Below are 26,654 nucleotides of genomic sequence, written 5' to 3' on the forward strand. Positions count from 1 at the left end.
CCCCGTTTGCAACGGAATGGCGCTGGTGTAGGGATGGCGCTCATGTTCGACCGCAAGATCCTCACGAGAAAATACTGGAAACGAGCCTTTCGCCGCAAACGGGATGCGATCGCAACGCGTCTGTTCGACACCAGGCTCGGCCGGGATATCCTCGTCAGTGCACTCGGCCCTCGTGTGAAGACGATGACGGTCGATTGCGGGGATCACGTTCTCAGTTTCTCGCCGGCCGACTACATCGGCCGTAAGGTTTTTCGCAAAGGGCATTTCGAGCGCGACCATGTCGACCGCCTTCTGAGCGTATTGCGCGAGCGCGGCCTGTTGCGCAAGGGATCGGCGCTCCTGGAACTCGGCGGCAATATCGGCACGCAGACCTGCTATTTTGCCCTGAGTGGTGCCTATGACCATATCGTCAGCGTCGAGCCGGACCCGCGCAATTTTCGCTTGCTGGCGACCAACATTGCCGACAATGGCCTGCAGGAAATGGTAACGACGGTCAATTGCGCCGCCGGCGATCGTGAGGGGCAGCTCGATTTCTACCTCAACCACAAGAATCATGGCAAAAGCAGCGCATTGCGGCAAAGCTCGACCGACGAGAAGATCTCGGTACCTGTCCGGCCGGTCAACGATATTCTCGTGCAGGCAGGCGTCGATCCCGCCGATATCGGGCTGATCTGGATGGACATCGAGGGTTATGAGCCGATTGCCTGCCGTTCGATGAGCGCGCTGATGGCCCGCAGGGTGCCGCTTTATATGGAATTCACGCCAGCCTTCTACGGCAAGGATCAGACTAAGGACTTCATCGCTGATCTCGCCAGACACTACAGCGAATGTCTCGCCTTCTTCGAAGCAGGCGAGAAGGTTTTGAAGGTGAGTGAATTGCCTGTCGAGGGCGAGCAGTTCGACGTTCTCTTTATACGCTGAGCCTATTTGCGCCGATAGATGAAATAGCGCCCGTCCTTGACGGTTGAAGGCAGGGCCAGTGCCTCGAGATCTGGATGATCGAGGGGAAGGCCGCTGACGGCAAGCCCGCCCGATGCCAGCACGCCGGCCATGATTTGCGGCAGCCAGGTCAATGTTATCGCATCCTTGTCTTCGTAGCCGGTGCCGATATCGGCATGGGCGAGCGAGGCATTGGCGCCGACAAAGGTTTTCGCCGTATCCTTGATCTCGCCAAGGACGAGATTGTTGGTCGACGGCACTGAAGGACCGTAGGCATTGACCGCCCGGTCGAAGGCAATGATGCGGCGATCGGGAAAAAGTTCGCGCAGATGATCGAAGGTGCGGCCATTGCCGAGACCGAGCTCCAGCACGGGGCCATCAAGCATTCTCACCTCGTCGGCGACGGCATTGAGGATGTCGCGCTGTGCGCTGAGGCGGCGAATGAAACTATCCAGGCGGCTCATCGTATTTGAAGTATCCTTGGCGTCTTGTGCCTCTCCCGCAGTGGGCGTAGCACGGCGGGCATCGCGGCGTCGACCGCCCGCTGGCTTTTCAACGCATTTGCTGTAGGGATAGATTGTCGCGGCGCTCAATGAAGGGGGACATCATGGCCGAGCCATCCAATGATGATTTCTTCCATAAGCTTGCGGGTTTCACGCGTTTCGAAGGTGTGACCGACAGCGCCAATTACCAGCCTCTCCCGGATGACTGGTTGATTGCCGTCGCCGACATCGTCAGCTCGACAAAGGCGATTGCCGCCGGACACTACAAATCGGTCAATATGGCGGGCGCCAGCGTGATTTCCGCCGTGCTCAACGCCTTGGGCCGAGGAGACTACCCCTTTGCCTTCGGTGGGGATGGCGCAGTGGTCGCCGTCCCATCCTCCGGCGGGGAGCGGGCGCGGCAAGCGCTTGCGGCTGTGCGGGGCTGGGTGAAGGAAGAGCTGCAGCTCGATCTGCGCACGGCTTTGGTACCGATGGCCGCCATTCGCAGTGAGGGGCTCGACGTACGGGTCGCCCGTTTCAGCCCGAGCGATTACGTTTCCTATGCCATGTTTTCCGGCGGCGGTACGAGCTGGGCGGAGCGGCAGATGAAAGCGGGCCGCTTCATCGTCGAGGCGATGCCGGCAAGAGTGGAACCCGATCTGACAGGTCTTTCGTGCCGATGGAACCCGATCGAGGCGCATAATGGCGAGATCGTCTCGATTATCGCCATTCCCGGCGACGCGGGAAGCGGTCCGAAATTTCAGCAACTGGTTGCCGATATCATTGCCATATCTGCAGAGCAGAGCCGCGACAGCCATCCCGTTCCGGTTGAAGGTCCGACGCCGGCATTGAGCTTCGGAGGTGCCGATATCGAAGCGCGGGCTTTGGCCGCCCCGGCCAATCGCTGGTGGCGCAAGCTTGTCATCGATGCCCAGATCGTCCTCGTCTGGGTTCTCGACAAGCTCGGGGTGAGGACCGCAACCTTCGATGCCCAGATCTACCGGCGTGATCTCGCAGCGAATTCCGATTTCCGCAAGTTTGACGACGGCTTGAAAATGACGATCGATGTCGACGCCCTGCATCTTGAGCGCATCGAGGCGCGCTTGCGCCAGGCCGAGGCCGAGGGTGTCTGCCGTTTTGGTCTGCATCGCCAGGATAGCGCGTTGATGACCTGTTTCGTGCCGACCCCGCTCATGCGCGACCATATGCATTTCATCGACGGGGCGAGCGGCGGTTACGCGATGGCAGCCATGGCGTTGCGCGAAAAGCGGCCGCCCGAGCTTGCCGCGGGCGAGTGACTTTCGGATGTCACACGCAGCCGGCTATGGGTTGCAGTCGTGATTTTTATCGATCCATTTCGGTTTAGCCCATTGTTTCAGCTGAATATGCGCCTTATCTGAAAGAGAACAAAACGAGAGTCGCCGGTTGCGACGGCTGTCCTTTTGCTGCATTTCTGGTGCGGGGGCGTGAGGAATGCAGTCGATTTTTCTGGTGCTTGCGCGATCCAGGGGTAGCTAGGGAACGTGCTATTGCGTGATCGTTTCATCCAGCCTTGAACGATAGGCCGGAAATTCCGGAGATGGCAGTCGGCGAAAGTGCCGGCACCCCATGACCGGCGAGACATAGTGCATTGCAAGATAGGCCGCGGGGACAATGACTATTCACTCGAGTGTTTCTGATCTTCTTCTCGATAAAGTCGCGGAATGGCTTACGCAGGCGGCGCTGACGGGCGAAAACCTGGAGACCACCGTTCGCGGCTTCTGCGAGCGCATGGCGGCGACAGGAATGCCGCTCAACCGCGTGCATCTGACCTTTTCCATGTTACATCCGCTCTACGATGCGCTCGGCTTTACCTGGCGGCGCGCCGGCGGTCTGACGATCGAGGGCTACCGGCATGGGAACGAGAAGCCGGAACGCTTCGTGCAGAGCCCCTATTATTATCTCCTGTCCAACAATCTCCAGCACCTGCGTCGTCGGATCGATGTCGACGGTGCTGTCGAATTTCCGATCTTCGAGGATCTGCGCAAGGAGAAGGTCACCGACTACATGGCCTTCGTGCAGACTTTCGGCGCGGGCTCGGTGCAGGGCATGATGGGCTCCTGGTCCACCGACAGCATCGGCGGCTTCAGCGAAGAGATGATCGGCGCGCTGATGCGCATGCAGAACCATCTGGCCATGGCCGCCAAGATGGCGGTTCTCGGCAAGCTCGCCAACAACATGCTGACCACCTATCTCGGCGGCGATGCCGGAAAGCGCGTGCTGAACGGCCAGATCCGCCGAGGTGACGGCGAGACGATCCGGGCGGCGCTCGTCATGGGCGACATGCGGCAATCCACGGTTTATGCCGAAAAGGAAGGTCGCCAAGCCTATATCGATACGCTGAACGAATTCTTCGATGCGATCGCAGCGCCGTTCAATCGCAACGGCGGCGAGATCCTGAGCTTCCTTGGCGACGGATTTCTCGCCGTCTACCCATGTGGGCGGCACAAGGACCCGTCCAAGGTGGCCTGCGAGGCCGCACTCTCGGCCGTTTTTGAGGCGCAGCGCCGTGTCACGGCACTCAACAGCGATCGCCAATCGCGCAATTTGAGCGAAGTGCGCTATGGGATCGGCCTGCATGTCGGCAACGTCATGTTTGGCAATGTCGGATTGAAGGATCGGTTGACGTTTTCCGCCTTCGGCGCGGCGGTCAACGAGGTCGAGCGGCTACAGTCGCTCACCAAGAAATATGCGACCGAGGTCGTCGCGAGCCAGGCTTTCTCCAGCTACACCGACTGCGAATGGGGAAAACTCGGCGAAGAAAAGCTCCGCGGCGTGCGCCAGCGCTTCACCGTCGTCTCTCCGAAAGCTGCGACGCCAGCCAATGGCGGGCTGGAAATCTTTCAGGAAACGGCACCAGACAGTCTCTCCGAGGCCGAGCAGGTCATTCTCTTGCACAGGGATGCCAAGAAGTTCGAGGGCCGTCTTCAAGTTGAAAACCTGACTCCGTAACCGCCGCCGCCTCCCGCTTCAGCATAAGCCGATATATCACTGGAAAGACGACAGTTTTTTTACGGTCGCGGCATTGCTTTGACCAGCTAGACACCCGTTATGGCCTACGTTAGTGTGCCGTATAAGGCCACAAAGGTCATGTGAGCGGGAAGTAATATGTATGGCGTCAGGGACTGATCTACTGCGTATTGAGAACCTCGACGTCTCGTTCTCCCTTTATGGAGATAGTCTGCGCGTCGTAAAGAATGCCGGCTTGAGAGTGCTCCCAGGCAAGGTTACGGCGCTCGTCGGCGAATCCGGCTCCGGCAAGTCGATCATCAGTCAATCGATCATGGGCATCCTGCCAACGGCGGCGAAGGCGACCGGCCGGATTCTGTTTACCGATCCGCTCGACGGTCAGACGACCGATATTCTCCAGCTGCCGCGCGATGGCGTCGCGATCCGCAGGCTGCGTGGCGCGCGCATGGCAAAGATCTTCCAGGAGCCGATGACCTCGCTGTCGCCGCTGCATACCGTCGGCAACCAGATCAGCGAAGCGCTTCGCATTCACAGCGCAGGCACCAGCAGGGCCGAGCAGCACGAAAAGACCGAGGAGATGCTGAACCTTGTCGGCTTCCAGGACCCGGTTCGCACTTTCGATATGTATCCTTTCGAGCTTTCCGGAGGCATGCGTCAGCGCGCGATGATCGCCATGGCGCTGATCTGCAATCCGGCGCTGTTGATTGCCGACGAGCCGACGACGGCATTGGATGTCACCATCCAGGCGCAGATCCTCGGCCTGCTGCGCAATCTCCAGCAGACGTTCAACATGGCTATGCTGCTGATCACTCATGATCTCGGCGTCGTTGCGAACATGGCCGATGAGGTCGTGGTCATCTATCACGGCGAGATCATGGAAGCAGGTCCGGTCGACACGATCTTTCGTCAGCCGCAGCATCGTTACCTGAAGGCGCTGATGTCGGCGGTGCCGCATTTCGACATGAAGCCCGGAGAAAGATTGAAGTCCTTGCGGGATGTCCCGATCAATCTCGGCACCTTCTCCGGCAAGAAGAAGCTTATCGGCAACGGTGTGCCGGCGGCGGGCACGGCACCCGATGTCCTGCTTAGCGTGCGCAATCTGACCAAGACCTACACCTCGAAAGCCGGCGGGCTGTTTGGGCGACGGGATGGCACAAAGTTCCGTGCGGTCGATGATGTCAGTTTCGATATTCGCCGCGGCGAATGTCTCGGCCTGGTCGGGGAAAGTGGCTGCGGCAAGACGACCGTGAGCAAGATTCTGATGCGGGGTGTCACCGCCGATAGTGGTTCCGTCAGCTTCGATGATGGCAGCGGCAAGATCGATGTACTCGCCGTCAAGGGTGACGAGCTGATGGATCTGCGTACGAAGATCCAGATGGTCTTCCAGGACCCGGTCTCTTCTCTTTCTCCGCGCATGACCATCCGCAACATCCTGAGCGAGCCCTTGGAAATCCATGGGCATGGCGACAGCGCCGAGCGCAAGGAGAAGGTCAAGGCGCTGATGCAGGCGATCGGTCTCGACAAGCACTATCTCAGCCGTTATCCGCACAGTTTCTCCGGCGGCCAGCGCCAGCGCATCGGAATTGCGCGCGCTTTGGCGCTGGGACCGAAGCTTCTGATCCTCGACGAGCCCGTTTCGGCGCTCGACGTGTCTGTGCAGGCGCAAATCCTGAACCTTCTCAAGGATCTGCAGAAAGAACTTGGCCTGACCTATCTGTTCATTTCGCACAATCTCGCCGTGGTCGATTATATGGCCGACCGCATTGCCGTGATGGCACGGGGACGTATCGTTGAAATCGCACCACGCGAGATCATCCTGCGCGATCCCGTTCATCCCTACACGCGTTCGCTGCTTGCTGCGGTCCCGTTCCCCGATCTCGACCGGCCGCTGGATTTCTCCGCCCTGAGCAGCGAAGGCTCCGCAGCCAAGCAGAAATGGGGGCCGAAATTCTCTGAGGGGGCGGACGGAGATCTGGCCTATGCCGATTTGGGCGGAGGGCATTTCGTGCGTGCCCGCCGGGGTCTCGGTGCCCAGGAGCTGCGCAAATGATCAACCGGCGCACCTTTCTCGGCCTGCTGGCCACCACCGTTTTGCCTCAACCCGTTCTTGCCGCGGATGTTGACAATGAGCCGGAATATTTCGCCGATTGGCTAAGGGCCGGCCAGATGCCGCATCTTGCCAGGCGTTTGCCGAAATTCCCGCGCATCGTCAATGTCGCGGCCATGGGGCGCACGCCAGGCCATTATGGCGGGTCGGTGCGCACCATTATCGGCAGCCAGAACGATATCCGCTTCATGACGATCTACGGCTATGCCCGTCTCGTCGGCTATGACCGTACCCTGTCGTTGCAGCCTGATATTCTGGAGTCATTCACCTCCGTCAACGACATGGTTTTCACCTTCAAGCTGCGCGACGGACATAAATGGTCGGATGGACATCCTTTCACCGCCTATGACTTCCGCTATTGGTGGGAAGACGTCATCCTCAACAAAGAACTGACACCGGGCGGCGGCGCCCTGGAGTTGCGCCCGCATGGCAGCCTGCCGCGTTTCGAGTTGCTCGATGAGCTGACGGTGCGTTATTCCTGGGATGATCCAAATCCAGATTTCCTGCCGATTCTTGCCGCGCCGCAGCCGCTCGTCATTGCCGGGCCTTCGCATTATCTGAAGCAGTTCCACAAGAAGTATCAGGACAGCATTCGCCTGTCCTCGCTGATGAAGGAAAACCGCGTTAAGAAATGGCAGGATCTGCATATCAAGATGGCCCGTTCCTACCGGCCTGAAAATCCTAACCTGCCCGTGCTCGATCCCTGGCGCAACACGACCGCGCCGCCGGCCGAGCAATTCGTCTTCGAGCGCAATCCCTATTTTCATCGCGTCGACGAAAATGGCCGGCAGTTGCCCTATATAGATCGGATGATCCTGAACATCAGCTCTTCCGCGATCATCGCCGCCAAGACCGGTGCGGGAGAAAGCGATCTGCAGGCAAACGGCATAGATTTCAACGACTACACCTTCCTCAAGGAAGCGGAGAAGCTCCACCCGATCAAGGTCAATCTTTGGAAAGCGGCGCGGGGGTCGCGGGTTGCGCTGTTTCCCAATCTGAACAGCGCCGATGCCGTCTGGCGAGACGTTCTGCGCGATGTGCGCGTGCGGCGAGCCCTGTCGCTGGCGATCGACCGCCACGAGGTCAATATGGCCGTCTTCTACGGCCTTGGCGCCGAGAGCGCCAATACCGTCCTGCCGGACAGCCCGCTCTACAAGCCGGAATATGCGTCGGCTTGGATTGCGCACGATCCCGATCAGGCCAATGCTTTGCTCGACGCCGCCGGTCTTGCCAAGCGCGACGAAGATGGCATTCGCCTGTTGCCGGACGGAAGGCGTATGGAAATCACGGTGGAGACACCGGGCGAAAGCCCGTTGGATGCGGACGTCCTGGAACTGGTCACCGATCACTGGCGCAAGGTCGGGATTGCGCTGTTCACGCGTGTGTCGCAACGTGACATTTTCCGCAGTCGCGCCATGGGCGGGCGTATCCTGATGTCCTTGTGGTATGGCCTGGACAATGGCGTGCCGACGGCGGACATGAACCCGGCAGAACTGGCGCCGACAACCGACGACCAGATGCAATGGCCGCTCTGGGGCATGTATTATCTTTCGCGTGAAACGCAGGGTGTCGCGCCCGATGTTCCGGAGGCGGCCAAACTCGTCAAGCTGCTACGTGAATGGGAGGCGGCCGCCTCTTCCTTCGAGCGCGCCGAGATCTGGCACGAAATGCTGTCGATCTATACGGACCAGGTTTTCTCCATCGGCCTCATCAACGCCACGCTGCAGCCGATCGTGCATTCGGCGCGTATGCAGAACGTGCCGGAAAAGGCGCTTTACGGCTTCGATCCAACCTGCTTTCTCGGTGTCTACATGCCGGATACCTTCTGGATGAAGGAGGATCGCCGGAATGCTTAGGTATATCTTTTGGCGCATCGCCGTGATGATCCCGACCCTGATCGTCATTTCGATGCTGGTCTTCACGATCATCCAGCTTCCGCCCGGCGACTTCTTCGAAAGCCAGATCGCCGAGCTGCGCGCCCAGGGCGAGACGGCGAACCTTCAGGAGATCGAGAATCTTCGCCACGAATACGGCCTCGATCAGCCCATGCCGATTCAATACGTCCACTGGGTCGCCGGAATGCTGCATGGCGATTTCGGCTATTCCTTCGAATATCAGCTGCCGGTTTCGGATGTCGTTGGCGACCGCTTGTGGCTGACCATTCTCGTGTCGATGACGACGATTCTCGTGACCTGGCTAATCGCCTTCCCGATCGGCATCTATTCCGCCACCCATCAATATAGCTGGGGCGATTATGGCCTGACCTTTCTCGGCCTGCTCGGCATTGCCATCCCGAATTTCATGCTGGCGCTGATCCTGATGTATTTCGCCAATGTCTGGTTCGGCGTGTCGATCGGCCATTTGATGGATCAGCAATACCTCTCGCAGCCGATGAGCTGGGAAAAGGCGCGCTCGATCCTCTCGCATCTCTGGATCCCAGTCATCATCGTCGGTACGGCCGGGACCGCGGGCATGATCCGCCGTCTTCGCGCCAATCTGCTCGACGAGATGCAGAAGCAATATGTCATCACCGCACGAGCCAAGGGGCTGCATCCTCTGAAGGCTCTGGTGAAATATCCGCTGCGCATGGCATTGAACTTCTTCGTCGCCGATATCGGTTCCATCCTGCCGTCGATCATTTCGGGCGCTGAGATCACCGCTATCGTGCTGTCGCTCGAGACGACCGGCCCGATGTTGATCCGGGCCCTGCAAAGCCAGGACATGTATCTTGCCGGTTCATTTCTGATGTTTCTCGCCTTCCTCAATGTTATCGGCGTGCTGATCTCGGATATCGCACTCGGCTTTCTCGATCCCCGCATCCGCTTGCAAGGCAGGAGTACAAAGTGAGCGTATCCCTGCCAAAACCCGGTGCCCCCCTGGAGCATTATGTGTCGAACGCGGATTTCGATCCGGATCAGTTCGAAGCCATGTCCGCCGGCCAGCAGCGCTATTACATGGCCTCGCAGAAGAAGCTGATGTGGTGGAAGTTCAAGAAGCACAAGCTTGCGCTCGCCTCCGGCATTTTTCTGCTCCTGGCCTATGGCATGATCCTGATTGCGGAGTTCCTGGCGCCTTACGGGCTGCACAGCCGCAATGTCGATTATATCCACTCGCCGCCGCAGATGGTCCATTTCTTCGACAAGGGCGAGTTCGTCGGGCCGTTCGTCTATGGCCGGAAAATGACGCTCGATATCGATACGCTGCGCCGGATCTATACCGAAAATCCTTCGGACGTGCAGCCGATCCGCTTCTTCTGCCGCGGCGATGCCTATCGTTTCTGGGGCCTGGTGGATTCGAACCTGCACCTGATCTGCCCTTCCGTCGGCGGGCAAATGTACCTGCTTGGAACCGATCGCCTGGGCCGGGACGTGCTGTCGCGCATCATCTACGGCGCGCGCATATCCTTGACGATCGGGTTGATCGGTATAGCGATCAGCTTCGTACTCGGCGTTGTCATCGGCGGTCTGGCAGGCTATCACGGCGGTCTTTTCGATCTCCTCGTTCAGCGCGTGATCGAGGTGCTGCAATCGCTGCCGAGCCTGCCATTGTGGATGGCGCTTGCGGCGATCATGCCGGTGAGCTGGAGTCCGATCATCGTCTATTTCGGCATTACCATCATTCTCGGCATTCTCGACTGGACCGGCCTTGCACGCGCCGTGCGCTCGAAGCTTCTGTCCCTGCGGGAGGAGGACTATGTGCTTGCCGCGCAACTGATGGGCGCAAGTACGCGCCGTATCATTGGTCGCCATCTCGTTCCTGGCTTCATGTCGCATCTGATCGCCACGGCGACGATCTCTGTTCCGAGCATGATTCTCGGCGAAACCGCGCTCAGCTTCCTCGGATTGGGGCTTCGCCCGCCAATCACGAGCTGGGGCATTTTGTTGACCGAGGCAAGGAGCGTCAGCGTCATCGCCTTCTATCCATGGCTCCTTTTCCCTATGATCCCGGTGATTTTGGTCATTCTGGCGTTCAACTTTTTAGGAGACGGCTTGCGCGATGCCGCCGATCCCTACAAATAGCAGGGTGAACGGCGAAGACAGGATTGCAATTCGAGAAGCGGCCCGCGGATGTCGTTTGCCGACACCGCGTATAACTTTCACCCCCAGAGGTTTTTGCCTATGAAGCGGCGCTTAGAAGATGCTCGAATCCTCATGTATAGCCACGACACGTTCGGTCTCGGCCATTTGAGGCGGTGCAGAACGATTGCCCATGCGCTTGTTGAGGACTATCGCGGGCTGAACGTGCTGATCATTTCCGGTGCGACGATCGCCGGGGCATTCGATTATCGTGCTCGTGTCGATTTCGTAAAAGTGCCGAGCGTCATCAAGCTGCGCGACGGCGAATACACGTCTATGGCGAGCCATGTCGCATTGCAAGAAACGCTGAAGATGCGGCAATCGATCATTCGCCATACGGCCGAAACCTTCCAGCCCGACGTTTTCATCGTCGACAAGGAGCCGATGGGGCTGAAAGGCGAGGTCGAGGAGACGCTGACCTATCTCAAGGCGCGCGGCACCACGCTCGTTCTCGGCATGCGCGACGTCATGGATGCGCCGCACCTGCTGGAGGCCGAATGGAAGAAGAACAACGTCCTGCAGAAGATCGATCAATTCTACGATCGCGTCTGGGTCTATGGGCCGCCGGATTTTCACGATCCGCTCGTCGGCCTCGATGTTCCCTCCGGCGTGCGCCGGAAGATGGAGTTCGTCGGCTTCCTGCAGCGCAGCGTTTCCACTCTGGGCACGAAGTCGGAACATGTGCCTGACGAGGATTATATCCTGGTGACGACAGGCGGCGGCGGCGACGGTGCCGATCTCGTCCGCGATGTCATCGCCGCTTTCGAGGAAGATCGCTCCCTCACGCAAAAGACGTTGATCGTGCTTGGCCCCTATATGCCGGCCAAGGAGCGTGGCCAGCTTTTGGAGCGCGCCAGCAAGATCGACTGTCTGCAGGTCATCGAGTTCGACAACAAGATGGAAGAACTGATTGCCGGCGCCAAGGCCGTCGTCGCCATGGGGGGCTATAATACCTATTGCGAGATCCTGTCCTTCGACAAGCCGGCGCTGATCATTCCGCGCACCCGCCCGCGCGAGGAGCAGCTCATCCGCGCGCAGCGGGCAAGCGAGCTTGGCCTCGTCGATATGCTTCTACCGGAGGAATCTGCCGATCCGAAGCAGCTTGCCGCCGCCCTGAAGCGCCTGCCGAACCAGGCTCCTCCCTCGGCGAGCAACAGCAACATGCGCCTGGAAGGGCTCGTGCATATTTCGCGCACCGTCGGCGAATGGTTCGATGACCGCGAGCGCTATACGCCGCTATCGATCGTTGCCGAGTAGATTACCGGAACCTGTCGATGCGGAAGAAAATACTGGTGGTCCTGAAAGGCTATCCCCGCCTGTCGGAAACCTTCATCGCGCAGGAGCTGCTCGGCCTGGAGAAGGCCGGCTTCGACCTGACGCTGATTTCGATGCGCAAGCCCACGGACAAGAAGCGCCATCCCGTCCATGACGAGATCAAGGCGAGCGTCGTCTACCTGCCCGAATATCTGCACAACGAGCCGCTGAGGGTGCTTCGCGCCTTCGTTGCCGGCATCGGCAAGCCTGGGTTCAAGTCGCTCCTGAAGCAGTTCTGGGCCGATCTCAAACGCGATATCACCCCGAACCGCGTGCGGCGCTTCGGCCAGGCCTTGGTGCTGGCACATGAATGGCCCGATGGCGGCGAGTGGCTGCATGCGCATTTCATCCATACACCGGCCTCGGTAACGTCCTATGCCAGCATCATGACCGGTATTCCCTGGACCTGCTCGGCGCACGCCAAGGACATCTGGACCTCGCCGGACTGGGAGCTTTCGGAAAAGCTCGCCCGCGCCCGCTGGACTGTGACCTGCACGCACACCGGTTTCGAGCATATGCGCGATCTGATCGGTGCGGATGACAAGGTCCATCTGAGCTATCACGGTCTGGATCTCGATCGCTTCGGCTCCTTCGCCGGTGAACATTCCAGTCGCGATGGCAAGGACGCTTCCGATCCCGCATTCATTCTCAGCGTGGGCCGCGCCGTCGAGAAAAAGGGATACGATGTGCTGCTGAACGCGCTGGCATTGCTTCCCAGCGATCTCAACTGGCGTTTCACCCATATTGGCGGCGGTGACGGTCTCACGAAATTGAAGGCATTGGCCGATACGCTTGGTATTGCCGATCGTATCACCTGGAAGGGTGCTCTCGCCCAGGAGGATGTGCTCGCCCATTATCGCCAGGCCGATATTTTTGCGCTCGCCTGCCGGGTTGCGGCCGACGGCGATCGTGACGGGCTGCCGAACGTGCTCGTCGAAGCCTCGAGCCAGCGTCTTGTCTGCGTCTCCACCAATGTCTCCGGCGTTCCCGAACTACTCGAAGATGGCACAAATGGTCTTGTTGTTCCCCCGGAGGATCCGCGGGCGCTGGCCGTGGCGCTGGAATCCGCCATTCGCAATCCGGCATTGCGCCAGAGGCTGGGCGAGGCAGCAGAAAGGCGGGTGCGCGAGCATTTCGACTATCACGCCAGCATCCGGCAACTGACCGGGCTGTTCGAGGAGCAATGGCAGAAAGAAGATCAATGGCGGAAATCCGCATGACGGCCTCACATACTCGTCCCTTGCGGGTCTTCTTCTACGTTCAGCATCTGCTCGGTATCGGCCATCTGGCGCGGGCGAGCCGCATTGCCAGCGCTCTGGCGAAAGACGGCTGCCAGGTGACGGTAGTCACCGGCGGCGTGCCGGTGAACGGCTTCCCGGGGGCGGATGTCACTTCCGTCACATTGCCGGCCGTGGTTGCCAGCAGCGCCGGCTTCTCCGGTCTTGCCGATCAATCTGGCAATGCCGCCGGCGAGGAGTTCCTGTCGCGCCGCCGCGATTTGCTGCTGGAGGCGTTCCGACAGGCGGCACCCGATGTCGTCATCATCGAGGCCTTTCCTTTCGGTCGCAGGCAGATGCGTTTCGAGCTTCTGCCGCTGCTCGATGCCATTTCTGAAGCCGATCCGAAGCCGAGGCTCTATACTTCGGTACGTGATATTCTGCAGCAGCAGAAGAAGCCGGGGCGCGACGAAGAGACGGTCGGCCTCTTGCGCGACCACTTCGATGGCGTGCTCGTCCATGGGGATCCGCATTTCGTCCGGCTGGAAGAGACCTTTCCCTTGACCGATGCGATCGCCGACAAGATCGTCTATACGGGTCTTGTCGCACCCGCTTTACCGCCGGAACCTGTCGAAGTCTTCGACATCGTCGTTTCGGCTGGTGGCGGCGCTGTCGGGCGAGACCTCATCCGCGCCTCGCTGGAGGCGGCAAGCCGTGTGGCGACCGATCGTCGCTGGCTATTGATCGCCGGGCCGAACCTGCCCGACCAGGATTATGCCGATCTCGCCATGGACGCGCCCGGCAACGTCGAGCTCGTTCGCTTTCGCAAGGATTTTCCCTCGCTTCTGCGCGCAGCCGAGCTGTCGATTTCGCAGGCCGGCTATAATACGGTCGGTGATCTTCTCGTGGCCGGCTGCCGCGCCATTCTCGTTCCTTTCACCGCCGGCGGCGAGACGGAGCAGTCCGTCAGGGCCGAACGGCTGGAGAGATTGGGGTTGGCATTGGCCTTGCCGGAGGCGGGATTGACGACGGATATGCTGGTCGAGGCCGTGAAGACGGCGCTGTCTCGACCCAAGCCGGACAATCCGGATATCGATCTTGGCGGCGCGGCCAGAACATCCGTCTTTCTGCGCGAGGGCAGGTAGGCACGTGTGCGGCTGATATCGGGGACATCCTGTCGTTTTATCCTCCTGGATTCCCGCAATCTTGTGATATAAATCGAAAAATCGATGAATCGGGAGGAGCGTGGACGAAAGACCGGGCGGCGTCCCCTTTCACATATGGGGCCACGTATCCGTAACGAAACCTTCCCGCATCTCTGCAACATCGGTGCCGGCATCGCGCTGGCGCTGGGCGTTGAATTTGAAAGCCTGCAGTAAGCAATGGAAAAAAGCCTAGCGCGCTACATTTGGTCGAATACCCGGCTGGAGCAGATCTGGATACTGCTTGTCGTTGCGGCCTCGATGATCCCGTACTTCCTGTCCTTCGACTTGCCGAAGCAGATCGTCAACGGGCCGATCCAGGGCAAGGGTTTCGAACATCCCGGCGATACGCAGACCTTCATGCACATTGCCTTCGATGTGCCGCTCATCGGCCATGTCGAGATTTTTCAGGGCATGCAGCTAACGCGCATGTGGATGCTCGTTGCACTGAGCATGGTGTTTTTGGCGCTCGTCGTCCTCAACGGTCTCTTCAAGCTCTATATCAACACCTATAAGGGACGGCTGGGCGAGCGCATGCTTCGCCGCATCCGCTTCGAGCTGATCGACCGCGTATTGCGGTTTCCGCCTGCCCATTTCAAGCGGGTAAAGCCCGCCGAAATCGCCACCATGATCAAGGATGAGGTGGAGCCGATGGGCGGCTTCACGGGCGATGCCTTTGTGCAGCCTGCCCTTCTCGGCGGCCAGGCGGTCACCGCGCTCATCTTCATCATCATGCAGAATTTCTGGCTCGGCATGATCGCCGCCGGCATCGTCGCCGTGCAGGCGATCGTCATCCCCCGTATGCGCAAGCGGCTTCTGGAACTCGGCCGCCAGCGGCAGCTGACGGCGCGCGAGCTTTCCGGCCGCGTTGGCGAGATCGTCGACGGTATCGGTACCATCCACGCCAACGACACCACGAACCTGGAGCGCGCCGATATCGCCCAGCGGCTCGGATTGATCTTCTCGATCCGCTACGATCTTTATCAGTGGAAGTTCCTGGTGAAGTTCATCAACAACTTCCTTGCCCAGGTGACGCCGTTCCTGTTCTATCTGATCGGCGGCTTTCTGGCATTGCAGGGTCGTTTGGACATTGGTCAGCTCGTTGCCGTCATCAATGCCTATAAGGATCTGCCGGGACCGCTGAAGGAACTGATCGACTGGGATCAGTCGCGTCAGGACGTTCAGGTCAAGTACAATCAGGTGGTCGAGCAGTTCAGCGTCGAGAATCTGATCGATCCCAAGATCCAGGTCGTCTCGCATGCGCCGGCGGCCCGCATCACTCATTCCCTCGTCGCGACAAATCTGACCGTCGTTGACGATAGCGGCGCGCGCGTGCTGGACCATGTCTCGGTCGAGATTCATCCGGGTGAAAGGGTGGCGATCGTCGGCGACAGCGGTGCGGGCGGCGAATATCTCGCCGAGGCATTCGGGCGCCTGATCTGGCCGGACAGCGGCCGCGTCTCGATCGACGGCCGCGATATCCTGGAGTTACCGGAATCGCTTACCGGGCGACGTATCGCCTATGCCTCTTCCGAGACGTTCTTCTTTCACGGTACCTTGCGCAGCAATCTCCTTTACGGCCTCAAGCATGCGCCGCTCGTTGCTCCTGTCTACAGCGAGGATGAGGCTGCAAAAGCCAAGTGGAGCGTGGCCGAGGCCCGGCGCGCGGCCAATCCGGAATTCGATCTCAATAGCGATTGGGTCGATTATGCTGCCGCCGGCGCAACGGGACCGGATGATATTTATTCCGCCATCCGTCCGGTTCTCGATGCCGTTACCATGTCGCAGGATATTTTCGACATGGCATTGCGTTCGAATGTGGACGCTGCCGCGCATCAGGATCTGACGTCGCGCATTGTCGAGCTGCGGCAGGCACTGCGATCGCAGCTTGAGGAGGAGAAACTCGAGGATCTTGTGGTTCCCTTCGAGTTCGATGCCTATAATCTGCAAGCGACAGTCGGTGAAAATCTACTCTTCGGTACGCTGAAGCGACCGCAGATGACCAATCGCAAGCTGGCGGCACACCCTTACTTTCGGCAGGTATTTGCTGAGACGGGCCTAGTGTCCGACTTGTACGATATGGGGCTCGAGATTGCCGAAAACGCGGTCGAGCTCTTTACCGACCTGCCGCCGGATCACCCGTTCTTCCAGCAACTGACTTTCATGACGGCGGAAGACATCCCGACCTATGAGGCGCTGCTGCAGAAGCTGAACGGCAAGGGCTATGAGGCGGCCGACGATGACGAGCGTGCCGCCATTATCCGCCTAAGCTTCTCCTATATCGAACCACGTCACCGCTTCGGCCTTCTGACACAAGTGCTCATGGAAAAGATCGTGCAGGCGCGCGCGAAGTTCTATGAGAATATTCCGGCCGATCTCGCCAAGTTGATTGAGCGCTACGATCCGGAGCGTTTTACCGCCTCCGCCACCTTGATGGATAACGTGCTGTTTGGCCGTATCGCCCATCAGCAGGCCAATGCGCCGGAACGTATCCATCAGATCATGTATGATGTGTTCGGGCGTCTCGGCATGCATGACAGCGTTCTGTCGATCGGCCTGGATTTCGATGTCGGCTCCGGCGGCAAGCGCCTGACGAACGTGCAGCGCCAGAAGCTCAATCTCGGTCGCGCGCTTTTGAAACGGGCCGATTACATCATCTGCAATCGTCCGCTGCCGGCGCTCGATCATCGTATTCAGGATCAGATTGCGAGGGCTATTCTGGGCGAGTTCGATAGCGACGGCTATGCCCCAGCGATCATCTGGGTCCTGTCCAATCCCAGCTTTGCCGAATTATTCGACCGCGTTCTGGTCTTCGACCATGGCAGCCTTGTCGAAAGTGGCTCCACGACCGATCTTTTAGAGAAAAACGGTATGTTCAAAGAACTGTTATCGTAATATCCTATCTCGACAGTGGCGTCTGGGGCCGAACACTGGGGGTACCGAAGCTCATGCTTCTGAAGGATGAAGTTGAAATGCTGAAGCGGGTGCCGATTTTTTCGCGCATTGCACCCGCAAAATTGAAACTCTTGGCGTTTACGTCCGATCGGGTCAGCTACAATGCTGGCCAAACCCTGTTTCATCAGGGTGATCAAGGTGATGCGGCCTATGTTGTTCTTTCAGGAACTGCTGATATTCTCGTCGATAGCCCTGCCGGCGAGATCAAGGTTGCCGAAGTCGACCTTAATTCCATCGTTGGCGAAATTGCCATCCTCTGCGATGTCTCCCGTACAGCCACGGTGAAAGCGACCTCGAGGCTCGAAGCCTTGAAGATTAGCAAGGAGCATTTCCTGAAGCTACTCAGCGATTTCCCGGAAATGGCCGTCGAGATCATGCGCGTGCTGGCGGACCGCCTCAACCACACGACCTCGGAACTGACCGCCGTCCGCAGCCGTCTCAACCAGCCGCAGTCGATGTCCACCCATTGATATCGAAGGGTTCGGCGTCCGTGCTTGAGCGGCGGACGCCCATTGCGACATGGCGAACTCAATCCCTAAATATGCGCGGCCCGAATATGAGCGCCGGTTTCTTGTCGGCGACATTCCGGATCTTTCCGGAGCGGCATTCCGGCTGATCGACGATCTTTATCTCAACGACACCAGGTTGCGCCTGCGCAAGATCGTCTGCGATGACGGAGATACGCAGTATAAGCTTTGCAAGACGTACCCCGACGCCGGCGGCGATCCGCTTGCAATCGTCAATGTCTACCTGACATCGCAGGAATATGATGTCTTCTCAGCGCTGGCCGGCAAAGGCATTCGGAAGAGGCGGTACAATATCGCCTCGTCTGCGCTTTGCCTCGATGTTTTCGAAGGTCAGCTTACCGGTTTGGTTCTATGCGAGATCGAGGCGGCATCCGTCGCTTTGCTCGACGCACATACATTGCCTCACTGGATTGGACGCGACGTTTCAGACGACCCGTTTTTCACCGGCGGCAATCTTGCATCTATCGATGCTGCGCAATTGTCGGCGAAACTGGCATCGCTCGGGTCTTGCGCTCACGCGTTGATCCGTCGCGACCTGTAAGCCCGTGGTGAGGCGTGGGATGCGCTCGAAAAGGAGCTTGCACCGGCCATGCGCGCGGATGATAGCGAGTTCGTTGGAGTTTCTGCCGAAGATGTCATTCGCCGCAATTATATTCAGATCTGGCAATAGTGGTTGATGCTGATTTGCCTGACTTTGGCATCACGACGTCGGCCCTGGCTGAATAGCAAGGCCGACGTTCTGGTCGCACTCTTCGCTATTTTCCGTAAGTCAGTACCGTAAACGTATTGGGGAAGAACGTGTTGGCATAGAAGGGAGAGACTGCCGTCAGGATCTTCTTCGAGGCATCGGCGCTGCCTTCAGCCGTGATGGCATAGATCGCCTTGGTTTGACGGTCCATCGCCATGGTGCGAACGCCGGCGCGGGTGCCGAGCGTTTCCAGCGGCTTGTAACTGTCAGGGCCATCGACCTCGAAAACGTTGAGATTGGCGCTCACGCCATTTGCAGTGAAGATACGTTTCAGGTCGCCGTCGTAGACGATGCTGTCGGTTCCTCCCCCGATCTCGGCGCTGTAAACTATCTTGCCGCTATCGCCATCAAGGACGGTGAAAGAGGGCTTGATGGCATCGTGTCCGCGGCAGCTGATGTAGACGCGTTCGTCAGCGGCATTGACGGTTACTGCGGTTGGGTGACCGCAAGCGGGGGCGGTGTCGTAGGTTGCAACAACCTTTCCGGCTTTGGTGTCGATCTTGTAGACTTTATCGAGATCCTGTGCCGCGAGGAAGAAGGCGGACTTGCCGTCGCTATCGGCACCTTCGACCTTTTTGCTTGGCACCTTCAGACGACCGACTTCCTTGAGTGAAGGGACATCCAGCATGATCAGTTCGGTGCCGTCTTGCCCGGCGCCCATATTCAGCACCAGACGTTTGCTGACGGCATCATAATGGCTGGTGTCGAGATCCTCGCCAACCTTGATCGGTGCCTGGGCCTCCAGCGTTGAAAGCTTGAACGGCGTAATCGTGCCATCCTCGTTGTTGGAAATGCCAAGATCGAATTCGGGGATGAGTACGGCGCCATCTGAACTATCGGTCGCGGTCTTATCGATCACCTTTATGACCTTGTCGGTCGCGGGATCGAAGACCTGCAAACCTTCCTTACGATGACCCAGAAAAACGTGATGCGTGGCTGAATCGACCGAAACATAATCATAGCCTGAGCCTTTGCCTTCGATCATGGTAGCATGTTGCTGATGCCAACCATCGAATGCGAATGCCGGCGTCATCATAATCAACGCGAGTGCAGTTGTGGAAATTGCCAAGCTCGACCTTATCATCCTATTTCTCCCTGATAAGTTTGCCGTTCCCCCCGGCCTCCGCACGCTAACAAATGAAGCTTTCAATGAGCTTTCATCGAGGAACCTTTAGGCGCCGACCGCAGCGAAATGTCTGCCCTGACGGATCTCGGAAGCATACGATCGTCTTCTGTCGACCGAGGCGATCAGGCGTGCAATCTATAGCGGAGCAACCGCAGAACATCTTACAATCCCACGTGTCGCCGAATGCTGAATGCCAGACAAATTGAAGAAATCCCGCCATGGCTTGCCTGGCGGGCTGAGCTGCTCCAAATCTCGGTTCAGTCGAGGCCCTAAATCAGGCCGCGCCGGGCGAGGTTGCGCATCAGATGCGACGCACCGAACGTCCAGGGCGAGCATTCAGTCGACAGCAGCACGCGGTTCTTCAGCGAGCCGAGCTTGTCGTTGGAGATGGTGACGATGTCGCCGACCTTGTGGGTGAAGCCCTGGCCGGGCGTGTCGCGATCCTCGACCGGCGCAAAAAGCGTTCCCATAAACAGCACGAAGCCATCGGGATACTGGTGATGGCGGCCGATGGTCTGGGAGACGAGGTCGAGCGGATCGCGGCTGATCTCCTTCATCGACGAGCGGCCGTGCAGTACATAGCCATCCTCGCCTTCGACCTTCAGGTCGAGATCGGCATTGCGCACGTCATCCAGAGCGTACGTCTCGTCGAACAGACGGATAAACGGTCCGATCGAGCAGGAGGCATTGTTGTCCTTGGCCTTGCCGAGCAGCAAAGCAGATCGTCCTTCCACGTCACGCAGATTGACGTCGTTGCCGAGGGTGGCGCCCTTCACACGGCCCTGGCTGTCCACGGCCAGCACGATTTCCGGCTCCGGATTGTTCCATTTCGAAATCGGATGCAAGCCGACATCAGCGCCCGGTCCCACGGAGGACATGACTTGCGATTTCGAAAAGACTTCCGCGTCCGGACCGATGCCGACTTCGAGATATTGCGACCACACGCCTTCCTCAATCAGAGCCGCCTTGACCTTGGCGGCTTCGGGTGAGCCGGCCTTGAGGTTGCGCAGACTGTCGCCGATCAGTGCAGTCACTTTGCCACGGATCGCTTCGGCAAGATCCGGATTGCCAGCGGCGCGCTCCTCGATGACACGCTCCAGCATCGAGCGGGCGAAGGTGACGCCGCAGGCCTTGATCGCCTGCAGATCGATGGGTGCGAGAAGATGGACGATCGAGCGGTCGGCCCTGGCGGCCAGCAGATCGTCGAGCTTGGCGACGGCTTGACCTTTCTGCGCGCGGACGAAGGCGACCGGATCGTCCTTTTCCAGCAAATCGCGCATGGTCGGCGCGTCTTTCGACGTGATGTCGTAGAGTATGCCGTCGCGAAGGGTGACGAGGGCAGGGCCTTCCACATCCGGGCGCCAGATGCGGCCAACGAATGTTCCGGTGGTGAATGTTTCCGAGCTGGCCATGTCGTTCGTCTCCTCCAAACTGCGAGTGTTTTCTAACCCAGGCGAATGTGCTTTGCCATCGATTATCGATGCGACATTCGCCCGCGTTTTGGATTTTCATTTTTTCCCGCACGCTAAAAATGCAAGGCCCCGCGGCAGCACCGCGAGGCCTTTGGGCCGCAAGCCGGGAGAGAGTGGCTTCAGGCGGCCTGAACCTTGCGATTGCCGCGTGCCCATTCCGGCAGCCAGTCGCCGTGGGCGACGAGCAGTTCGTCAACCAGCGACCAGATCTGGTCGAGATCAAGCTCGGCTGCCGTATGCGGGTCCATCATCGCGGCGTGGTAGATATGCTCGCGATTTTCGGTCATGAGCGCCTTCACCGTCAGCTCCTGCACGTTGATGTTCGTGCGGATCAAGGCCGTCAGCTGCGGCGGCAGATCGCCGACATAGGTCGGCTGGATGCCGGAGGCGTCGACGAGGCAGGCGACTTCGGCCGCGCAATTGAACGGCAGCGAGGTGATGCAGCCATTGTTGCGGACGTTGCCGTAGATAACGGAGGGTTCGCCGGTCCAGACCGAGTTGATGATCGAGGAGGCATATTCCTTCGATTGCTTGACCTCGATCTTGTCGGCAGTGCGATATTCCTCTGCCTGGTTCTTCCAGCGCGCCACCTGCTCGATGCAGCGCTTCGGATATTCGTCGAGCGGGATGCCGAATTTCTCGATCAGGTCCTCGCGGCCTTCCTTGATGAAGTAGGGCGTATATTCGGCGAAATGCTCGGAGCTTTCGGTGACGAAATAGCCGAGACGCGTCAGCATCTCGTAGCGAACCTTGTTCGGGCAGCGCGGGTTCCAGCCGGGCTTCGGTGCGCGTCCTTCGCGATAGGCGCGTACGAGATCCGGATAGAGGTTGCGATAGGAACCATCCGGCTGGCGATGCTCGAATTCGAGATAGAAGGCCATGTGGTTGATGCCGGCCGAGCGGTAACGGATCTCGTTGTAGGGAATGTCGAGATCGTGCGCCAATTCCATCGCCGTACCCTGCACGGAATGGCAAAGTCCGACCTGTTTGATCGTCGGATACTTCTCGCCGATCGCCCAGGTGTTGATCGCCATCGGGTTGACATATTGCAGCATGATCGCATTCGGGCAGACGGCGAGTATGTCCTCGCAAATCTTCCAGAGATGTGGGACCGTGCGCAGGCCGCGCATGATGCCGCCGACGCCGAGCGTATCGGCAATCGTCTGGCGCAGCCCGTATTTCTTCGGCACTTCGAAATCGGTAACGGTGCAGGGCTCATAGCCGCCGATCTGGAAGGCGACGACGACGAAGTGCGCACCATCGAGTGCCTTGCGCTGATCGGTGAAGGTCTCGACCGTGGCAGAGGCGCCGAGCGTCGAGGCTAGCTTGCGCGCGACGATGGCGCTTTCGTCGAGCCTTTGAGGATTGATGTCCATCAGCGCAATCCTGGCGCCAGCGAGGGCCGGACGTTGCAAGACGTCGCCGATGATGTTTTTCATGAAGACGGTCGAGCCGGCGCCGATGAAGGTGATCTTGGGAGTTGCTGTCATTTCAAAATCTCCTGGATGCTATGAAGCTACCTCGAACGCCGCTCTGACAAGGCGTTCGGTGTAAGCGGTCTTGGGATGCGATAGAACGTCTTCGACCGGCCCTTCTTCCATGATCTTGCCATGCTGCATGACGATGACGCGGTGGCAAAGGGCGCGGACGACCTTGAGGTCGTGTGAGATGAAAAGGTAGCTCAGACCTTTCTCGTCCTGCAGCTTGCGCAGGAGATCGATGATCTGTGCCTGGACGGAAAGGTCGAGTGCGGAGGTCGGCTCGTCGAGCAGAATGAATTCCGGCTCGAGCGCGATGGCGCGGGCGATCGCGATGCGCTGGCGCTGGCCGCCGGAGAACTCGTGCGGGAAGCGCGAGAGAATGTTGGCCGGCATGCCGGCGCTGACGAGCGCTTCCTTGACACGTTCCAGCCGCTCGGCCTTGTTGGCGCCGAGATTGTTGACAACCAGCCCCTCTGAAATGATCTGGCCGATGGTCATGCGCGGATTGAGTGACGAGAACGGGTCCTGGAAGACGATCTGCATGCGCGAGCGCAACGGCCGCATCTCGGCGCGCGACCGGCCATGGATCGGTTTTCCGTCGAAAAAGATCTCGCCGCTATCGGCATCGATGAGGCGCAGCAGCGCCTGGCCGAAAGTGGTCTTGCCGGAGCCGGATTCTCCGACCAGGCCGAGCGTTTCGTGGCGGCGCAGCTCGATATTGAGGCTGTCGACGGCGACGAGTTCGCGCATGTCGGGCTTGAAGAAGCTACCGTGGCGCAGCATGAACGCCACTTTAACAGACTTGCCTTCGAGCACCGTGTCGCAGTTCGGCGGCAGCGGCTTTGCCTGTCCGCGCGGCTCCGAGGTCAAAAGGTGCTGCGTGTAGGGATGCTGCGGATTCGCGAACAGTGCGTCGGTCGTATTGTGTTCGCGCATCTCGCCGTGTTGCATCACATAGACATAGTCGGAGAATTGCCGCACGACGGTCAGGTCATGGGTGATCAGGATCACGGCCATGCCGAGCTGCTTCTGCAGATTGCGGATGAGGTTCAGGATCTGCGCCTGCACGGTGACGTCGAGGGCCGTCGTCGGCTCGTCGGCAATCAGGACGTCGGGATCGTTGGCGAGCGCCATGGCGATCATGACGCGCTGGCGCTGGCCGCCGGAAAGCTGATGCGGATATTGCTTCAGCCGCGCTTCTGGGTCGGGAATCTGCACCTGTTTCAGCAGATCGAGCGCCCGCTTCTCGGCGTCGCGGCGGCTGACCTTGCGATGAACCCGGATCGCCTCCACGATCTGGCTGCCGATGGTGTAGATCGGATTCAGCGAGCTCATCGGCTCCTGGAAGATCATCGAGATGCGATCGCCGCGCAGCTGCCGGCGTGCCCGCTCGGAGAATTTCAGCACGTTCTTGCCGTCGTAGTGAACGGTGGATCTTTCTGAAACAACGGCACGCTTGGTCAAGAGCCCCATCACCGTGCGGGCGGTCACCGATTTGCCCGAGCCGGACTCGCCAACGATGGCGATGGTCTCGCCGCGATAGAGCTGGAAGGAGATGTCCTTGACGGCGTCGACGATGCCATCCTCGACCTTGAATTTGACAGCGACGTTGCGAGCATCGATGACAGGCGCCACGGTCTTACCGGCGGCATCGAGCCTGATGTCGGGAGCGAAGGGATTGACGAGTGCGAGAGCCATATCCGTTCTCCTCTCAATAGGGATCGATTGCGTCGCGCAGTCCGTCGCCGAGCGCGTTGAAGGCGAAGACGGTGACGAGAACGAAGGCGACGGGCGAGAGAATCCAGGGATAGGAACCGATGACCGAATAGGTCGACGTGTCCTGCAGCATTAGGCCCCATGAGATCAGTGGCGGCTTCACGGCAAAGCCGAGGAAACCGAGGAAGGATTCCAGGAGAACCACGCTTGGGATTGCCAGCGTCACCGTGACGATAACATGGCTCATAACGTTCGGGAAAATGTGTTGGAGAATGATGCGCCGGTCGGTGGCGCCGACCGCCATGGCAGCCCGAACATAATCGATCCTTGCGAGCGCCAGCGTCTTGCCGCGCACCTCGCGCGACATCTGCGCCCAGCCGAGTGCCGACATGACGATGATGACGAAGGCGAGGAAGACGTTGGTGGGTGCCGTCACCGGGATCAGCGAGGTCAATGCCAGATAAAGCGGCAGTTGCGGGAAGGCCAGAACCACCTCGACGAAACGCTGGATCCAGGCGTCGAGCGTGCCGCCGAAATAGCCAGATATCATGCCGACCGTTGTCCCGACGATGGTGACAATGGCAACGACCGTCAGCGCGATCATCAGCGAGATGCGCGAGCCGTAGATGGCGCGCGACAACACATCCCGGCCGAATTTGTCAGTGCCGAGGAAATGAACCGGTCCGCCGTCGGTCGTGCCGAAGAGATGGCGGTTACCGGGGATCAGGCCGAAGAGATAATAGGGGTCTCCCTTGACGAAGAAGCCCAACAGGCGTGGGTGGTCATAGTCCGGTCCGACGATCGGCTGGAAGGTGACGGGATCGAGATCGCTGGTTTCGGCGAGCGCATAGACCCGAGGCTGGAAGACGAAATTGCCGTCCTTATCGTGAAAGCTGATGACCTGCGGCGGCGCAAAGCCGGTATCGGTCGCCTTCGGATCGAGCGGCGCGACGAACTCGGCGAAGATCGCCATCAACAGCAGCAGAATGACGAGGGTGAGGCCACCCACACCGGTCCAGGAGCGCTTCAGGCGGCGCCAGACCAGCGCGATGTAGCTCTCGTTGCCGCTCTTGTGCTGGATTTTCTCTTCCGGCGGGGGCGGGGAGTTGCTGAAGGCGAGCATTAGTGGATCCCTCCCTGTTGACGCACGCGGGGATCGAGCAGGGCAAGCAGGACATCGGCGATGATGTTGCCGATGATGAGCGTTGCCGAAAGCACCATCATGAAGGTTGCCGTCACGTAGACGTCGCCGACCGCCATCGAGCCGACGATCGCCGGGCCCACGGTTGGCAGGGTGAAGATGATCGCGGTTTCGATTTCGCCCGTGAGCATGTAGGGCAGAACCACGCCCTGATACATGATGAGCGGATGCAATGCGTTCGGTACGGCATGGCGCATGACGACGGCGCCGCCGGAAAGGCCTTTGGCGCGGGCGGTTTCCACATATTGAGCATTCAGCGTATCGAGCAGATTGCCGCGCATGATGCGCATGTTGTAGGCAAGCCCGCCGAAGGTGGCGATCGCGACGACCGGCCAGACATGTTTCACGAGATCGACGAACTTGCCCCAGGACCAAGGCGCGCCGCCATATTGCGGCGAGAAGAAGCTGCCGATTTCCGAGACGTTGAGCTGGAAGACGAGGATATAGACGATAATCAGTGCCATCAGGAAGCGCGGCACCGTCATGCCGAGGAAGGAAACGCCGGCAAGCAGATTGTCGATCCAGCTATATTGCCGGGTCGCCGCCCAGATGCCGAAGCCGATGCCGAGAATGGAGGCGAGGATGTGGCACACCAGCGCCAAGGCCAGCGTGCGCGGCAGGCGCTCGCCGACGACATCGGCCACCGGCTTGTTGTAGACCATGCTGTATCCGAAATCGCCCCTGGTGACGATGCCGCCGACCCAGTTGAAATACTGGACAATCATCGGCTTATCGAGGCCATGTTCCTTGCGATAGGCCTGCGCCTGTGCATCGGCCTGTTCAAAGGATGCGCCGCCCTGGTTCATCAGCTGCGAGCGGATGTAATCGGCATAGTCGCCCGGCGGTGCCTGGATGATGGCAAAGGTCACCACGCTCAGGATGAAGAGCACGGGGATCGCGGAGGCTATGCGAACGAGCAGGAATCGTAACATGGGACGGTTCGCTTCTCTTGATGCTGTCGGCACTCTCCTTCCTTGAGGACGAGATGCGCCAGCGGTTCATTTTACCCGGCGATAGCTGATCGCTGGATGTCTCAGGTGCCATGGCAGCCGGCGTCATACCGGCTGCCAGGGGTTGCT

The 26,654-nt window shown here is 59.3% G+C and carries 20 protein-coding genes; 13 read left to right on the forward strand and 7 right to left on the reverse strand.

What is annotated here, in order from left to right:
• The first annotated feature begins 42 nt into the window (after nucleotides 1–42).
• A complete protein-coding gene (locus tag ABOK31_RS22820) occupies nucleotides 43–921 on the forward strand; it encodes an FkbM family methyltransferase (RefSeq protein WP_349961011.1) in 879 nt (292 codons plus the stop codon).
• Between the two features lie 2 nt (nucleotides 922–923).
• Here ABOK31_RS22820 and ABOK31_RS22825 read toward each other — a convergent pair whose 3' ends face one another.
• Nucleotides 924–1,403 (reverse strand): class I SAM-dependent methyltransferase, encoded by a 480-nt coding sequence (locus ABOK31_RS22825; protein ID WP_349961013.1) that lies wholly within the window; start codon nucleotides 1,401–1,403, stop codon nucleotides 924–926.
• Nucleotides 1,404–1,546: 143 nt separating this feature from the next.
• Here ABOK31_RS22825 and ABOK31_RS22830 point away from each other — a divergent pair, with 143 nt between their 5' ends.
• The 12 genes from ABOK31_RS22830 to ABOK31_RS22885 all read left to right on the forward strand — a co-directional run bounded on the left by ABOK31_RS22830 (nucleotide 1,547) and on the right by ABOK31_RS22885 (nucleotide 18,372).
• A complete protein-coding gene (locus tag ABOK31_RS22830; RefSeq protein WP_349961016.1) occupies nucleotides 1,547–2,722 on the forward strand; it encodes a DUF3095 domain-containing protein in 1,176 nt (391 codons plus the stop codon).
• 355 nt (nucleotides 2,723–3,077) lie between these two features.
• Nucleotides 3,078–4,415, forward strand: a complete 1,338-nt coding sequence (locus ABOK31_RS22835; protein WP_174181839.1) for an adenylate/guanylate cyclase domain-containing protein — start codon at nucleotides 3,078–3,080, stop codon at nucleotides 4,413–4,415.
• A gap of 160 nt (nucleotides 4,416–4,575) precedes the next feature.
• Entirely contained in the window at nucleotides 4,576–6,483 is a 1,908-nt protein-coding gene (locus ABOK31_RS22840; RefSeq protein ID WP_174181841.1) for an ABC transporter ATP-binding protein, read from the forward strand.
• Nucleotides 6,480–8,396, forward strand: coding sequence for an ABC transporter substrate-binding protein (locus ABOK31_RS22845; protein WP_174181843.1), 1,917 nt, complete (start codon nucleotides 6,480–6,482; stop codon nucleotides 8,394–8,396). Before ABOK31_RS22840 ends, ABOK31_RS22845 begins: the two co-directional genes overlap by 4 nt.
• Complete coding sequence (locus tag ABOK31_RS22850; protein ID WP_174181845.1) at nucleotides 8,389–9,387, forward strand: ABC transporter permease; 999 nt, start codon at nucleotides 8,389–8,391, stop codon at nucleotides 9,385–9,387. The genes ABOK31_RS22845 and ABOK31_RS22850 overlap by 8 nt, the downstream gene beginning before the upstream one ends.
• Nucleotides 9,384–10,559, forward strand: a complete 1,176-nt coding sequence (locus ABOK31_RS22855; protein ID WP_349961020.1) for an ABC transporter permease — start codon at nucleotides 9,384–9,386, stop codon at nucleotides 10,557–10,559. The genes ABOK31_RS22850 and ABOK31_RS22855 overlap by 4 nt, the downstream gene beginning before the upstream one ends.
• A 99-nt stretch (nucleotides 10,560–10,658) precedes the next feature.
• Nucleotides 10,659–11,873, forward strand: a complete 1,215-nt coding sequence (locus ABOK31_RS22860) for a glycosyltransferase family protein (RefSeq protein WP_174181849.1) — start codon at nucleotides 10,659–10,661, stop codon at nucleotides 11,871–11,873.
• Nucleotides 11,874–11,884: 11 nt separating this feature from the next.
• Nucleotides 11,885–13,150, forward strand: a complete 1,266-nt coding sequence (locus ABOK31_RS22865) for a glycosyltransferase family 4 protein (protein ID WP_349961267.1) — start codon at nucleotides 11,885–11,887, stop codon at nucleotides 13,148–13,150.
• A complete protein-coding gene (locus ABOK31_RS22870) occupies nucleotides 13,147–14,292 on the forward strand; it encodes a glycosyltransferase (RefSeq protein WP_349961022.1) in 1,146 nt (381 codons plus the stop codon). The genes ABOK31_RS22865 and ABOK31_RS22870 overlap by 4 nt, the downstream gene beginning before the upstream one ends.
• Nucleotides 14,293–14,529: 237 nt before the next feature.
• Nucleotides 14,530–17,244, forward strand: coding sequence for an ABC transporter ATP-binding protein (locus ABOK31_RS22875; RefSeq protein WP_174181855.1), 2,715 nt, complete (start codon nucleotides 14,530–14,532; stop codon nucleotides 17,242–17,244).
• A 53-nt stretch (nucleotides 17,245–17,297) separates the two neighbouring features.
• On the forward strand, nucleotides 17,298–17,774 hold the full coding sequence (locus ABOK31_RS22880; protein WP_015343447.1) for a Crp/Fnr family transcriptional regulator: 477 nt from the start codon (nucleotides 17,298–17,300) through the stop codon (nucleotides 17,772–17,774).
• A 49-nt stretch (nucleotides 17,775–17,823) separates the two neighbouring features.
• The gene (locus ABOK31_RS22885) at nucleotides 17,824–18,372 is read left to right on the forward strand and encodes a hypothetical protein (RefSeq protein WP_349961358.1); all 549 of its coding nucleotides are present in this window, start codon (nucleotides 17,824–17,826) and stop codon (nucleotides 18,370–18,372) included.
• Between the two features lie 214 nt (nucleotides 18,373–18,586).
• On the opposite strand, the gene ABOK31_RS22890 is transcribed toward ABOK31_RS22885, so the two are convergent.
• The 6 genes from ABOK31_RS22890 to ABOK31_RS22915 all read right to left on the reverse strand — a co-directional run bounded on the left by ABOK31_RS22890 (nucleotide 18,587) and on the right by ABOK31_RS22915 (nucleotide 26,507).
• Entirely contained in the window at nucleotides 18,587–19,729 is a 1,143-nt protein-coding gene (locus tag ABOK31_RS22890) for a hypothetical protein (RefSeq protein ID WP_349961024.1), read from the reverse strand.
• Nucleotides 19,730–19,974: 245 nt separating this feature from the next.
• Entirely contained in the window at nucleotides 19,975–21,117 is a 1,143-nt protein-coding gene (locus ABOK31_RS22895) for a fumarylacetoacetate hydrolase family protein (RefSeq protein WP_174181861.1), read from the reverse strand.
• 179 nt (nucleotides 21,118–21,296) lie between these two features.
• Entirely contained in the window at nucleotides 21,297–22,667 is a 1,371-nt protein-coding gene (locus ABOK31_RS22900; protein WP_174181863.1) for an alpha-glucosidase/alpha-galactosidase, read from the reverse strand.
• Between the two features lie 18 nt (nucleotides 22,668–22,685).
• Entirely contained in the window at nucleotides 22,686–24,356 is a 1,671-nt protein-coding gene (locus ABOK31_RS22905; protein ID WP_174181865.1) for an ABC transporter ATP-binding protein, read from the reverse strand.
• Nucleotides 24,357–24,369: 13 nt separating this feature from the next.
• Nucleotides 24,370–25,497 carry an ABC transporter permease gene (locus tag ABOK31_RS22910; RefSeq protein WP_174181867.1) on the reverse strand — a complete coding sequence of 376 codons (1,128 nt, stop codon included), beginning with the start codon at nucleotides 25,495–25,497 and terminating at the stop codon, nucleotides 24,370–24,372.
• Nucleotides 25,497–26,507, reverse strand: a complete 1,011-nt coding sequence (locus ABOK31_RS22915) for an ABC transporter permease (protein WP_349961030.1) — start codon at nucleotides 26,505–26,507, stop codon at nucleotides 25,497–25,499. Before ABOK31_RS22915 ends, ABOK31_RS22910 begins: the two co-directional genes overlap by 1 nt.
• Nucleotides 26,508–26,654 lie beyond the last annotated feature (147 nt).

Source organism: Rhizobium sp. ZPR4 (genome assembly GCF_040215725.1).
Taxonomy (GTDB): Bacteria; Pseudomonadota; Alphaproteobacteria; order Rhizobiales; family Rhizobiaceae; genus Rhizobium; species Rhizobium rhizogenes_D.

Coding starts and splice junctions, on each gene's coding strand:
- ABOK31_RS22895 (WP_174181861.1), bottom strand. CDS start 21,117: ATGGCCAGCTCGGAAACATTCACCACCGGAACATTCGTTGGCCGCATC.
- ABOK31_RS22820 (WP_349961011.1), top strand. CDS start 43: ATGTTCGACCGCAAGATCCTCACGAGAAAATACTGGAAACGAGCCTTT.
- ABOK31_RS22840 (WP_174181841.1), top strand. CDS start 4,576: ATGGCGTCAGGGACTGATCTACTGCGTATTGAGAACCTCGACGTCTCG.
- ABOK31_RS22835 (WP_174181839.1), top strand. CDS start 3,078: ATGACTATTCACTCGAGTGTTTCTGATCTTCTTCTCGATAAAGTCGCG.
- ABOK31_RS22900 (WP_174181863.1), bottom strand. CDS start 22,667: ATGACAGCAACTCCCAAGATCACCTTCATCGGCGCCGGCTCGACCGTC.
- ABOK31_RS22875 (WP_174181855.1), top strand. CDS start 14,530: ATGGAAAAAAGCCTAGCGCGCTACATTTGGTCGAATACCCGGCTGGAG.
- ABOK31_RS22825 (WP_349961013.1), bottom strand. CDS start 1,403: ATGAGCCGCCTGGATAGTTTCATTCGCCGCCTCAGCGCACAGCGCGAC.
- ABOK31_RS22905 (WP_174181865.1), bottom strand. CDS start 24,356: ATGGCTCTCGCACTCGTCAATCCCTTCGCTCCCGACATCAGGCTCGAT.
- ABOK31_RS22860 (WP_174181849.1), top strand. CDS start 10,659: ATGAAGCGGCGCTTAGAAGATGCTCGAATCCTCATGTATAGCCACGAC.
- ABOK31_RS22830 (WP_349961016.1), top strand. CDS start 1,547: ATGGCCGAGCCATCCAATGATGATTTCTTCCATAAGCTTGCGGGTTTC.
- ABOK31_RS22910 (WP_174181867.1), bottom strand. CDS start 25,497: ATGCTCGCCTTCAGCAACTCCCCGCCCCCGCCGGAAGAGAAAATCCAG.
- ABOK31_RS22880 (WP_015343447.1), top strand. CDS start 17,298: ATGCTTCTGAAGGATGAAGTTGAAATGCTGAAGCGGGTGCCGATTTTT.
- ABOK31_RS22915 (WP_349961030.1), bottom strand. CDS start 26,507: ATGTTACGATTCCTGCTCGTTCGCATAGCCTCCGCGATCCCCGTGCTC.
- ABOK31_RS22885 (WP_349961358.1), top strand. CDS start 17,824: ATGGCGAACTCAATCCCTAAATATGCGCGGCCCGAATATGAGCGCCGG.
- ABOK31_RS22845 (WP_174181843.1), top strand. CDS start 6,480: ATGATCAACCGGCGCACCTTTCTCGGCCTGCTGGCCACCACCGTTTTG.
- ABOK31_RS22870 (WP_349961022.1), top strand. CDS start 13,147: ATGACGGCCTCACATACTCGTCCCTTGCGGGTCTTCTTCTACGTTCAG.
- ABOK31_RS22850 (WP_174181845.1), top strand. CDS start 8,389: ATGCTTAGGTATATCTTTTGGCGCATCGCCGTGATGATCCCGACCCTG.